Source organism: Brevundimonas diminuta ATCC 11568, assembly GCF_000204035.1.
GTDB classification, from domain to species: domain Bacteria; phylum Pseudomonadota; class Alphaproteobacteria; order Caulobacterales; family Caulobacteraceae; genus Brevundimonas; species Brevundimonas diminuta.
On record NZ_GL883084.1, the window covers coordinates 55156 to 66859 of the forward strand.

10 protein-coding genes are annotated in these 11704 nt (G+C 68.7%); 3 read left to right on the plus strand and 7 right to left on the minus strand.

Going from position 1 to position 11704, the window contains the following annotated elements; all coding sequences use genetic code 11:
• The 6 genes from ftsA to catB all read right to left on the minus strand — a co-directional run.
• On the minus strand, positions 1–1093 hold a 1093-nt coding region (ftsA, locus tag BDIM_RS00300), incomplete at its 3' end, for a cell division protein FtsA (RefSeq protein WP_050796551.1).
• A gap of 27 nt (positions 1094–1120) precedes the next feature.
• Positions 1121–1960 carry a cell division protein FtsQ/DivIB gene (locus BDIM_RS00305; RefSeq protein WP_040344439.1) on the minus strand — a complete coding sequence of 280 codons (840 nt, stop codon included), beginning with the start codon at positions 1958–1960 and terminating at the stop codon, positions 1121–1123.
• A complete protein-coding gene (locus tag BDIM_RS00310; protein ID WP_003163561.1) occupies positions 1948–2886 on the minus strand; it encodes a D-alanine--D-alanine ligase in 939 nt (312 codons plus the stop codon). Before BDIM_RS00310 ends, BDIM_RS00305 begins: the two co-directional genes overlap by 13 nt.
• 88 nt (positions 2887–2974) lie before the next feature.
• A complete protein-coding gene (gene murB / locus BDIM_RS00315) occupies positions 2975–3883 on the minus strand; it encodes a UDP-N-acetylmuramate dehydrogenase (protein ID WP_003163562.1) in 909 nt (302 codons plus the stop codon).
• A gap of 151 nt (positions 3884–4034) precedes the next feature.
• On the minus strand, positions 4035–5480 hold the full coding sequence (gene murC, locus BDIM_RS00320) for a UDP-N-acetylmuramate--L-alanine ligase (protein WP_003163563.1): 1446 nt from the start codon (positions 5478–5480) through the stop codon (positions 4035–4037).
• A gap of 61 nt (positions 5481–5541) precedes the next feature.
• The gene (gene catB, locus BDIM_RS00325) at positions 5542–6183 is read right to left on the minus strand and encodes a type B chloramphenicol O-acetyltransferase (protein WP_003163564.1); all 642 of its coding nucleotides are present in this window, start codon (positions 6181–6183) and stop codon (positions 5542–5544) included.
• A 304-nt stretch (positions 6184–6487) separates the two neighbouring features.
• On the opposite strand from catB, the gene BDIM_RS00330 reads away from it, so the two are divergent.
• The 3 genes from BDIM_RS00330 to BDIM_RS00340 all read left to right on the plus strand — a co-directional run bounded on the left by BDIM_RS00330 (position 6488) and on the right by BDIM_RS00340 (position 11045).
• Positions 6488–7567, plus strand: a complete 1080-nt coding sequence (locus BDIM_RS00330) for a site-specific DNA-methyltransferase (protein ID WP_040344441.1) — start codon at positions 6488–6490, stop codon at positions 7565–7567.
• Between the two features lie 132 nt (positions 7568–7699).
• Positions 7700–8791: a glycosyltransferase family 4 protein gene (locus BDIM_RS00335; protein WP_003163566.1), complete on the plus strand. Its 1092-nt coding sequence runs from the start codon at positions 7700–7702 to the stop codon at positions 8789–8791.
• Positions 8792–8897: 106 nt separating this feature from the next.
• Positions 8898–11045, plus strand: a complete 2148-nt coding sequence (locus BDIM_RS00340; RefSeq protein WP_003163567.1) for an amylo-alpha-1,6-glucosidase — start codon at positions 8898–8900, stop codon at positions 11043–11045.
• Here the strand turns inward: BDIM_RS00340 and BDIM_RS00345 are convergent.
• A partial coding sequence (locus BDIM_RS00345) for an NUDIX domain-containing protein (RefSeq protein ID WP_040344443.1) occupies positions 11042–11704 on the minus strand: 663 nt, incomplete at its 5' end. The genes BDIM_RS00340 and BDIM_RS00345 overlap by 4 nt on opposite strands.

An 11704-nucleotide genomic window follows, 5' to 3' on the forward strand; every position in this document is an offset into this window, starting at 1 on the left:
CGAAGACGCGCACGGCCAGCTCGCGCACGCCGTTCAGTTGGCTGGCGCCGCCGGTCAGGACCAGGCCCGCGCCAGGTTCGAGGCCCAGCCCGGCGTGCTTCAGGCGATCGCGCAGCAACTCCAGCGTCTCTTCCACGCGCGGGGCGATGACGGTCTTCAGCATGGCGCGCGGGACGATGACGGGACCGGCCGAGGCGTCCTCGCCGCGCGGCGGGGCCTCAAGCATTTCGCGGTCTTCATTGGCCGACGCCATGGCCGAGCCGTGCAGGGTTTTCAGCCGTTCGGCTCCGACGCGCGATGTCGACAGGCCGCGCGCGATGTCGGCGGTTACATGGTCGCCGCCGACGTTCAGGCTTTCGATGTGCAGCAGGGAGCGCCCGCCCCAGACCGCCGCCGAGGTCGAGCCGCCGCCCATGTCGATGCACAGGGCGCCCAGTTCCATCTCATCCTCTTCCAACGCGGCGAGGGAGGAGACGACCGGCGCTGCGGCCACGCCCTGCAGGTCCAGGTGCGCCAGTTCGAGGCAGTGGCTGAGGGCGTTGAACGAGCCCTCGGACATGGAGACGACCAGCAGGTCCAGCCCCAGAGAGCCGCCGCGCATCGAGCGCGGGTCGTGGACGCCGCGCGCGCCGTCCACCGACCAAGCGATGGGCAGGACGTGGATCGGGCGTCGGTTCGGCAGGCGAATCTGGGCCAGGGCCATGCCGATGGCGCGCGCCAGATCGGCGTCGCTGATCGGGTGGGAGCCCAGCGAGACACGCGCCTGCACCCGATGGCTGGCCATCTGGCCGATGGCCGTGGTGACGACGACGCCGGAGACAGGGGCGCCCGCCGCGCGCTCGGCGCGTTCGACGGCGTGGCCGATGGCCTGGGCCGTCTCGTCCATGTTGACGATGGCCCCGCCCTTGACGCCGCGCGACTGGACGTGGCCGGCGCCGGCGACGCGGATGGTGCGGTCGGCGTGACGCACGCCGTCCGGTTTCATGATGAAGCAGGCGACCTTGGCCTGGCCGAGATCGAGCGCGGCCACGACCGGCGCGCGCGGCGCGCCCCTGCCCTGTTCCGGCTTGATGTCTCGGCTGCGTCCAACCATGGGGTCGTGTCCTAGGAAGTCAGAGGGTCAAACGGCGCCTTCGGAAGGGCGGACGGCCACTTCTTCCGGCGTGCGAAGGTCGATACGGGCGAAGCCCAGATCCAGCAGGCGTTCGCGCTGGTCCAGGGCGTCGAGGCGGATGAGGGCGGATTCCTGATCCACGGCGGGCAGCTGGATCAGGGCGCCGTCCTTGAGGCGCAGATCCCAGCGACGTTCGTCCACACGGACCAGGGCGTCCACCTTGGCCATCAGGCGCGGACGCTGGGCCAGCAGGGGCAGGACGTCGGAGGCCGCCTGATCGGCGCCCTTGCCCACCACCAGCGGCAGGCGCGGGTATCGGCCCGCGTCGGCGCCGGGAATGATGATCCCTTGCGCGTCGATGACATGAGCCTTGCCGCCGACCTGCCAGACGGCGAGGCGGTCGTGTTCCTTGACGTCCACGATCAGGGTGTCGGGCAGCAGGCGCACCACGCGCGCCTCCTTGACCCAGCCGACCGACTGCACCCGGTCGCGCACGGCGGCCAGATCCAGGCTGACGATAGGCTGATCGGCATGGACGCCGACAGCGGCGCGCACGGCGGCGGCGGCCTCGGGCGAGGCGCCGGCGACGTGGACCTGGCGCACCTTCAGACCCATGCCGGTCGTGACCGAGTCAAAGCGTTCGGAGACGGCCGTCGAGATGCGCTCGGCCCGCGCGCCGGTGGCCAGCACGGCCGCCAGTATGCCGACGCCGACCACCAGGGTCGCCGCCACGACGCGCGGCGACATGTCCAGACGGCCGATCTCGGCCGCGCGGCCGGACGGAGCGCCGCGCGCGCCGCCCTTGCCCGAAGACTGTCGCCGACCGCCGCGCACTACCGCGGGCATGAGGCGTCCTCCACCATCCAACGAACCAGTTCGCGATAATCCATACCGACAAAGGCCGCCTGCTCGGGGACGAGCGAGGTCGGGGTCATGCCGGGCTGTGTGTTCACCTCCAACAGAACGAGAACGTCGTTAACATCGTCATAACGGAAGTCGGCGCGGGAGACGCCTCGGCACCCCATGGCCGCGTGGGCCAGCTCGGCCTGACGTAAAGCCTTGTCAAAGACGTGCGGCGGCAGCTCGGCGGGCAGGACGTGGCGCGAGCCGCCGGGCGCGTACTTGGCCTCGTAATCGTAAAAGCCCTTGGTTGGGGTGATGTCGGTTATGGTCAAGGCGCGCGGGCCGGTGGCCTCGCCGATCACGCTGACCGCCAGCTCCTTGCCGGGGATGAAGGGCTCGACCATAACCTGATCGCCATAGGCCCAGTCCTCGGCGCCGACCTCGGCCACCGGACGGTTGGCGCCCTCGCGCGCCACATAGACGCCGACGGACGAGCCCTCGGCGTTCGGCTTGACCACATAGGGCGGCTCGATGACGTGGCGCGACGCCACTTCATGCCGGTCGAACAGGCCGCCGCCTGGCACGATGACGCCCGCCGCCTGCAACACGGCCTTGGACTTGTCCTTGTCCATCGCCAGGGCCGAGGCCAGGACGCCGGAATGGGTGTAGGGAATTTTCAGCGTCTCCAGGATGCCCTGGACGCAGCCATCCTCGCCCCATTTGCCGTGCAGGGCGTTGAAGACGACGTCGGGCTTCAGCGCCGTCAGCACCTGAGCCAGATCGCGCCCGGCGTCGACGCGCGTGACCTTGGCGACCTGTCCCTCCAGGGCGTCCGCGCAGCCGCGGCCCGAGGACAGCGAGACCTCGCGTTCCGACGACAGGCCGCCCATCAGGACAGCGACATGGAGGGTGTTCAGGGGCGTACGCATGGCGACATCCGAAGACTAGCCCACCCCTATGCCCTGAATACGGTTAACCGGTTGGAAACGATAGCGGCCAGAAGCGGAATTTAAGCGCCTACTTCCGCCCGATCCGCTTGATCTCCCAGTTCAGCTGCACGCCGGTCTTTTCCAGCACGTCCGCCCGAACCGCCTCGCCCAATCCCTCGATATCGGCCGCCGTCGCCTCGCCGGGGTTGATCATGAAGTTAGAGTGCAGCTCGCTGAACTTGGCGCCGCCGCCGGTAACGGCGTGCAGCTTGCCGCGCCAGCCCGCCTCGTCGACCAGCCTCCACGAGGAATGCCCCTCGGGGTTCTTGAAGGTCGAGCCGCCGGTCTTCTCGCGGATCGGCTGGGTTTTCTCGCGGCGTTCGGTGATCTCGTTGATCCGGGCGGCGACGGCCTCGGGCGCGTCGGGCGTCCCGCGATAGGTCGCCTCGACCCAGATGATGTCGGCCGGAGCGTTCGAGTGACGGTAGGTGTAGCCGAAGTCGGCCAGGGCCAATTCGACCCGCTCGCCCTTGCGGTTCAGGCCCCAGGCGGACACCAGCACGTCTTTCGTCTCGGAGCCATAGCAGCCCGCGTTCATCGTCAGGGCGCCGCCGATCGAGCCGGGGATGCCCGCATAGAACTCCAGCCCGGCGATGCCCGCCTTGGCCGAGGCGCGCGCCACCATGCTGTCCAGCGCGCCTGCGCCCGCCGTGACCGTGACGCCGTCGGTCGTCACCTGCCCCCAGGCGCGGCCCGCCAGACGGATCACCACGCCCTCGACCCCGCCGTCGCGCACGATCAGGTTCGAGCCGACGCCGATCACGGTGACGGGCACGTCCTCGGGCAGGGTCTTGAGGAAGTCGGCCAGATCATCGGCGTCCGCCGGAATGAACAGGGCGTCCGCCGCCCCGCCCACGCGGAACCAGGTGTAGGGCCCCAGCGGCTCGTTCAGCAGCAGCTTGCCGCGCACGGCGGGGAGGTTGTCAGTCCAGGCCATCCAATAAATCCGCTCATCCCGGCGGACGCCGGGATCCAGTGCTTTGGCTGCATCCAGCCGTTTGACGTTGATCTGATGTAGGGCGGCAAGGCTTCGTCGTGAAGCTCTCGCTGGATCCCGGCGTCCGCCGGAATGAGCAGGAGCGTGAAATTCAGCCCAGCGCTTCCAGCTGCGCCGGCAGGGCGTAGGCCCAGCTGGTGATGTCGCCGGCGCCCAGCAGGACCACCAGATCGCCGGGCTTGGCCTCATCCTTGATGACGCGCGGCAGGACGGCGGCGTTCTCCAGCGCGGCGACGTGGCGATGGCCGTAGCGGCGGACGCCCTCGACCAGGGCGTGCTTGTCGACGCCTTCGATCGGCTGCTCGCCCGCCGGATAGACGTCGGCGACCAGAACGCTGTCGGCGTCCGAGAAGCAGGTGGAGAAGTCCTCCATCAGATCGCGCAGGCGGGTGTAGCGGTGCGGCTGGACCACGGCGATGACGCGGCCGGTGTTGTCGGCGTTCTGCACCACCTGGCGCGCGGCCTTAAGCACGGCGGCGATCTCGACCGGATGGTGGCCGTAGTCGTCGATGACGCGCACCCCATGAGCCACGCCCGTGGTGGTGAAGCGGCGCTTGACCCCGCCGAACCCGGCCAAGCCCGTGCGGATGGCGTCGTCGTCCACCCCGATCTCGCGCGCCACGGCGATGGCGGCCAGGGCGTTGGAGACGTTGTGCCAGCCCGCCATCGGCAGGTGCAGGTTCTCGATGCGCGCAGGCTCGCCCAGAGCGGCCATGCCCTGCCCCTGGATCACCACGTCGAAGCGCGAGCCGTCCGGATCCATGCGCACATTGTCGGCGCGGACCATGGCCTGAGGGTTCAGGCCGTAGGTGACCAGACGGCGGTTGTCGATCTGGGCCGCCAGCTTCTGCACCTCGGGGTGATCTAGGCAGACCACGCCGAAGCCGTAGAAGGGAATGTCCTCGATGAAGTCGCCGAACGCCTTCTTCACCGCGTCGAAGTCGCCGTAGTGGTCCAGGTGCTCCGGGTCGATGTTGGTGATGATCGCCACCGTGCATTTGAGGCGCAGGAAGGAGCCGTCGCTCTCATCCGCCTCGACCACCATCCAGTCGCCCTCGCCGACCTTGGCGTTGGTGCCATAGGCGTTGATGATGCCGCCGTTGACCACCGTCGGGTCCAGCGATCCGGCGTCCAGCAGGGCCGCGACCATCGAGGTCGTCGTCGTCTTGCCGTGCGTGCCGCCGACGCCGATCGAAAACTGCAGCCGCATCAGCTCGGCCAGCATCTCGGCCCGGCGCACCAGAGGAATGCGGCGTTCGCGCGCCACCGCCAGCTCGGGGTTGGTCGACTTGACCGCCGTGGAATAGACCACCGCCGAGACGCCCTCGGTCACATGGGCGGCGTCGTGGCCGATGTAGATGCGGGCGCCCAGCTTCTCCAGCCGCTCGGTATTGGCGCTGGCCTTGGCGTCCGAGCCCTGCACCTGATAGCCGATCTTCAGCATGATCTCGGCGATGCCGCTCATGCCGATACCGCCGATGCCGACGAAGTGGACAGGCCCGAGGGCGAACGGAACGGGGCGAAGACGACGGATCATCTTCGCCCCATAGCTCAAACAGGATGCGATTTGCACCATGCCTTCGCCGGGATGAGCGGGTTTATGCCGCCTGGACCTCCGCCCATTCGCGCCAGAAGGCGTGCAGGGCCGCGATGTCGCCGCTGCATAGCAAGGGCATGGCTTGACGCAGACGGGCGTCGTCCCAGTCCCACCACTTCATCTCCAGCAGCATGGCGACGCTGTCGTCGTCGAACCGCTTGCGGATGACCCGGGCCGGATTGCCCCCGACGATGGCGTAGGGTTCGACATCGCGCGTCACCAGCGCCCGCGTGCCGATCACGGCGCCGTCGCCGACCTTCACGCCCGGCATGATGATGGCCTCGCTGCCGATCCAGACGTCGTTGCCGATGACGGTGTCGCCTGCCTTCTGGAAAGCGTCGACCGCCCCGGCGAAATGCGGAACCTCGGGCATGTAGAAGAAGGGGAAGGAGCTGGCCCAGTCGTTCCGGTGCCCCTGGTTGCCGGCCATGATGAAGGCGGCCCCGCTGCCGATCGAGCAGAAGTCGCCGATGATCAGCCGGTCCACGCCCGGCTCGGTCATCAGATAGCGGGCGCAGTCGTCAAAGCCGTGGCCGTGATACCAGCCGGAATAATAGCTGTAGCGCCCGACGATGATGTTGGGATTGGTCGCCAGATCGGACAGCAGTCGGCCCTTGAACGGGCTTTCGAAAACCTGAGTCATGGAAATCTCTATGTGCGCGGCCGCACCCGGTCAGCGCCGGGCGGCCTTGGAATTTTTACCAGAGGGTATGAAGCGCGCAGCCTTGATGCGCCGGGCGAAACCGGGTCGCAAAAGGCGCGCCGCTCGGGGGCGTCAGGCCCGCACGGACGCTATCAGAAAGGTCTGACCGCCATTTCCATGCGGAGATTATGGCCCCGTTTCGCCGCAACGCAATCCACGCAATCGCCGCGCGTGAATCTTGGTTACTCCGCCTTAACCGTAAGGATTCACCATAAGCGTCTCATCTGTCCGGGGCCGCTTTTCCATGTCCGAGTTGAAGACCGACGTCATCCTGCGTGGCGACTGCATCGAGGTGCTGAAGGGCCTGCCGGACAAGTCGGTGGACATGGTCTTCGCCGACCCGCCCTATAACCTGCAGCTGGGCGGCGACCTGCTGCGTCCCGACAACTCCAAGGTCGATGCGGTCGACGACGACTGGGACAAGTTCGACAGCTTCGCCGCCTATGACGCCTTCACCCGCGCCTGGCTCGGCGAGTGCCGCCGGGTGCTGAAGGACGAGGGCTCGCTCTGGGTTATCGGCAGCTATCACAACATCTTCCGCCTGGGCGCGGCGATGCAGGATTTGGGCTTCTGGGTGCTGAACGACATCATCTGGCGCAAGTCCAACCCGATGCCGAACTTCAAGGGCACGCGTTTCACCAACGCCCACGAGACCCTGATCTGGGCCGCCAAGTCGCGCGAACAGAAGCGCTACACCTTCAACTACGACGCGCTGAAGGCCTTCAACGAAGACACACAGATGCGCTCGGACTGGACTCTGGCCCTGTGCACCGGCGGCGAGCGGCTGAAGGACGAGAACGGCGACAAGGCCCACCCGACCCAGAAGCCCGAGGCCCTGCTGCACCGCGTGCTGCTATCGGCCAGCCGCGTCGGCGACGTGGTGCTGGACCCCTTCTTCGGCACCGGCACGACGGGGGCGGCGGCCAAGCGCCTGGGTCGCCGCTTCATCGGCATCGAGCGCGACGAGACCTACGCCAAACTGGCCGAAAAGCGCATCAAGGCCGTCATCCCCGCCGCGCCGGAAGACCTGGTCGTCACCGGCTCCAAGAAGGCCGAGCCCAAGGTGCCCTTCGGCGCCCTGGTCGAGGCCGGGCTGCTGGCGCCGGGCGACAAGCTGTACTGCCCCAAGGGCGAGCGCGAGGCGCGGGTGCGGGCCGACGGTTCGCTGGTGTCCGGCGCCCTGACCGGCTCGATCCACAAGCTAGGCGCCCTGCTGGAGAACGCCCCGGCGTGCAACGGCTGGACCTATTGGCGCTTCAAGACGGATACGGGCCTGCGCCCCATCGACGCCCTGCGCGCCGAAATCCGCGCCGGGATGCAGTAAGGCCGACGCTTCTCACCGCCTCATAACCTACAGGCGGCGTTGAAGAATATCGTTCCGGCAACGCTGGAACCCGGCGATCCTGGGCGGATTGAGGTTTCGGCGTCGCGTCGTCACGCGACGCAGGAGCCTGCCATGAAAATCGCCCAAGTCACGCCCTTGTACGAGGCCGTGCCGCCCCGGCTTTACGGCGGCACGGAGCGCGTGGTCGCCCACCTGACTGACGCCCTGGTCGAGCTGGGTCACGACGTCACCCTGTTCGCCAGCGCCGATGCGCGTACGCGCGCCCGCCTGATTCCGGTCCGTGACCAGGCCATCCGCCTGGACCCCGCGCCGCTGAAATCCGATCTGGCGGCCCACATGGCCCAACTGGCCGAGGTGCTGGACCGCGCCGACCGCTTCGACGTCATCCATTTCCACACCGACATGATCCATTTCCCCTTCTTCGAGGGCTGGGCGGACAAGACGGTGACGACCCTGCACGGGCGGTTGGACCTGAAGGATCTGGCCCCGATCTACGAGCGCTGGACGGAGTACGGCCTGGTGTCGATCTCCGACGATCAGCGCCGCCCCCTGCCCCACGCCAACTGGCGAGCGACCGTGCATCACGGCATGCCGGGGGATCTCTATCGCTTCTCGCCGCGATCGGAGGGCTATCTGGCCTTCCTGGGCCGCATCTCGCCCGAAAAGCGGCCCGACCGCGCCATCGAGATCGCGACCCGGCTGAACAAGCCGCTGAAGATCGCCGCCAAGATCGACGCCGCCGATCGCGCCTATTGGGAGACAAAAATCGAACCTCTGGTGTGCGGCAATCCCCTGGTCGAGTTCGTCGGCGAGATCGGCGACGATCAGAAGTCCGCCTTCCTGGGCGGGGCCGAGGCCCTGCTCTTCCCCATCGACTGGCCCGAGCCGTTCGGCCTGGTGATGATCGAGGCCATGGCCTGCGGCACGCCCGTCGTCGCCTTGGCCTGCGGCTCGACGCCCGAGATCATCGAGGACGGGGCCACCGGCTTCCTGGTCTCCTCTATGGACGAGGCGGTCGCCGCCGCCGCCCAGGCGCACCGGCTGGACCGGGAAGCGATCCGCGCGCGGTTCGACCTGCGCTTCTCGGCTACGGCGATGGCGCGGCGGTATCTGGACGTCTACGCCGACCTTCTGGCCCAGCGGCCGTTCGCCGCCCCGATGCGGACGATCGAGGAAGAGCGCAGCTTCGCCGCCCTCGCCTAACCCTATCGGCCCGATGACGAACGCCGTTTTCATCTGAACTGAACCGCGCGCCGACCGTTCGCTTCTGATCCCAAGCCGGGGGGACGAACCGCAAGCGGAGACGCTTATGGACGACGCCTATTCGGTCCAGACCACCGCCGCCGACACCAACGACCAGGACGGGCTTGAAACCCTGATGGCGCTGAAGGACGGCGACGCCTTCCTGGTCGCCGATCACTGGGGAGACGTGAAGTCGGGCGCCGACGGCCTGTTCGAGCGGGACACGCGGCTGCTGTCGCGCTTCGTCCTGACGGTCGGGCGGGCGCGGCCGTCGCGGCTCAGCTCAGGCGTGACCAAGGACAACGTCTTCTTCACCTGCCACTCGACCAACCGGCCCCTGCCGCCGATGGGCGGGCGCTCGGCCCCGGCGGGGGTGCTGCATCTGGAGCGGCGGCGCTTCCTGTGGGACCGGCGGCTGTTCGAGCGTGTGCGGATGGTCAACCACGGCGTCGAGGACATCCTGCTGCCGCTGACGTTCGAGTTCGACGCGGACTTCGCCGACATCTTCCAGGTGCGCGGCGCGGTGCGGGCTCAGCACGGCGAGATCCATCCGCCGGTGATCGACGGGCGGCGCGTGACCTTCAGCTACACGGGGCTGGACGGCGTGGGACGCACCAGCTGCCTGGCGTTCTCAGAGCCGCCCGCCCGTCTCAGCGCCAATCGAGCCGAGTTCATGTTCAGCCTGCCGCGCGGCCGCAGTCTGGACCTGTTCGTCGAGTGCGGCCTGGACGCCTGCGAGCAGCCGGACGAGGCGCGCTGGCGCTGGCACGCCATTCTGGCGCGACTGGCCATGCGACGACGGCTGCGTCGCGGCGCCATCGTCGAGGGGGGGCGCAACCAAGGCTTCAACGACTGGCTGCGGCAGTCGAGGGCAGACATCGCCCTGCTCGTCACCGACCTGCCGACCGGCCCCTATCCCTATGCGGGGACGCCGTGGTTCTCGACCCCGTTCGGGCGCGACGGCATCATCACCGCCTGGCAGATGCTGTGGATCGACCCCGGCCTGGCCAAGGGAGTGCTGACCTATCTGGCCTCGCGTCAGGCGACCGAGACCAACGCCTTCATGGACTCCGCGCCCGGCAAGATCATGCACGAGACGCGCGGCGGCGAGATGAGCGTGCTGGGCGAGGTGCCCTTCGGCCTCTACTACGGCGGGGTCGACACCACCTGCCTGTTCATCGCCCTGGCCGGCGCCTACGCCAAGCGCACCAACGACTATGGGACCATCCGCGCCCTGTGGCCCCATCTGATCGCGGCGGCGGGCTGGATGAGCGACTATGGCGACAGCAACGGCGACGGCCTGATCGACTACGCCCGCGCGGCGGACACCGGCCTGTCGAACCAGGGCTGGAAGGACTCCGAAGACTCCATCTTCCACGCCGACGGCCGCTTTCCCAAGGGGCCGGTCGCCCTGCTGGAGGTCCAGGGCTACGCCTTCGCCGCCTGGAAGGCGCTGGCCGAGATGGGCGCGGTGCTGGGCGACGGCCGCGCCCTCGAATGGGCCGCGCGGGCCGAGGCGCTGCGCGCCCTGGTCGAGGACCGCTACTGGATGGAGGACGAGGGCTTCTACGCCATCGCCCTGGACGGCGACGGGGAGCAGTGCCGCGCCATCGCCTCCAACGCCGGGCACCTGCTGTTCATGGGCCTGCCCTCGCACGAGCGGGCGCGGCGGGTGACGCGCCGGATGCTGACGGCCGAGTTCCGTTCGGGCTGGGGCCTGCGGACCTTGGCCAAGGGACAGGCCCGCTTCAATCCGATGAGCTATCACAACGGCTCGGTCTGGCCGCACGACACGGCCCTGGCGGCGGCGGGGATGGCCCGTTACGGTGAACGGCGGGCGGTCGCCATGCTGCTGGGCGAGATCTACGGCTCGGCCGCTCATTTTCAGATGCGGCTGCCCGAACTGTTCTGCGGCTTCGTGCGCGAGACGGGAGAGCCGCCGATCGCCTATCCGGTCGCCTGCCTGCCCCAGGCCTGGGCGGCGGGGTCGGTCTTCCTGATGATGCAGTCGGTGCTGGGCCTGAGCATCGACGCCGCCGAGGGCCTGGTCGAGGTCAACAATCCCGCCCTGCCCGCCGGGCTGGACCGGCTGTCGATCACGCGGCTGAAGGTCGGCGACGGGGTGATCGACCTGCATTTCCAGCGTCTGAACGGCCATGTCGTGGTCATGCCGCGCGAACGTAGCGGTGCGGTGAACCTGAGGGCGACGGGTTAGGCCGCGCCCAACCCGCGCTCCAGCGCCTTCCTGAACACGGTCGGCAGGGCCTTCGCCGCTTCGGCCGCTGTGGTCCACAGAAAGTCGCCCCGCCCTTCGGCCACATGCACCTCCAGCGTCAGGCTGAAGTGGGTGAAGACGTGCTCGACCGATCCGGCCGCCCGCCAGTCGCCCCCAGTCGGCGGGGCGAAATCCGGCGCCGCGCTCCAGTCCGAGGTCGGCAGGCCCGCCATGCCGCCCAGCAGCCCTTTGTCCGGCCGCCGCACCAAAGCGACGCGCCCCGTCGCGTCGGTCAGCACATAGGCGTGGCCGCGCCGATGCGGCCGTTCGGCCTTCTTCGTCTTCAAGGGATAGCGTTCGGGCGTCCCCGTCTTCAGCGCCTCGCAGCCGAAGGCCAGCGGGCACTGATCGCACAGCGGCGACCGAGGCCGACAGACGCCCGAGCCGAGATCCATCAGCGCCTGCGCCCAGTCGCCGGGTCGGTGGTCGTCGACGAACAGGGCGGCCAGGCGGCGCAGCTCGGGCCGCGCGGCGGGCAGCGGAGTCTCGACCGCGAACAGACGGCTCATCACCCGCTCGACATTGCCGTCGACGACATTGGCGGGCCGGTCGAAGGCGATGGCGGCCACGGCGGCGGCGGTGTAGGCGCCCACTCCCGG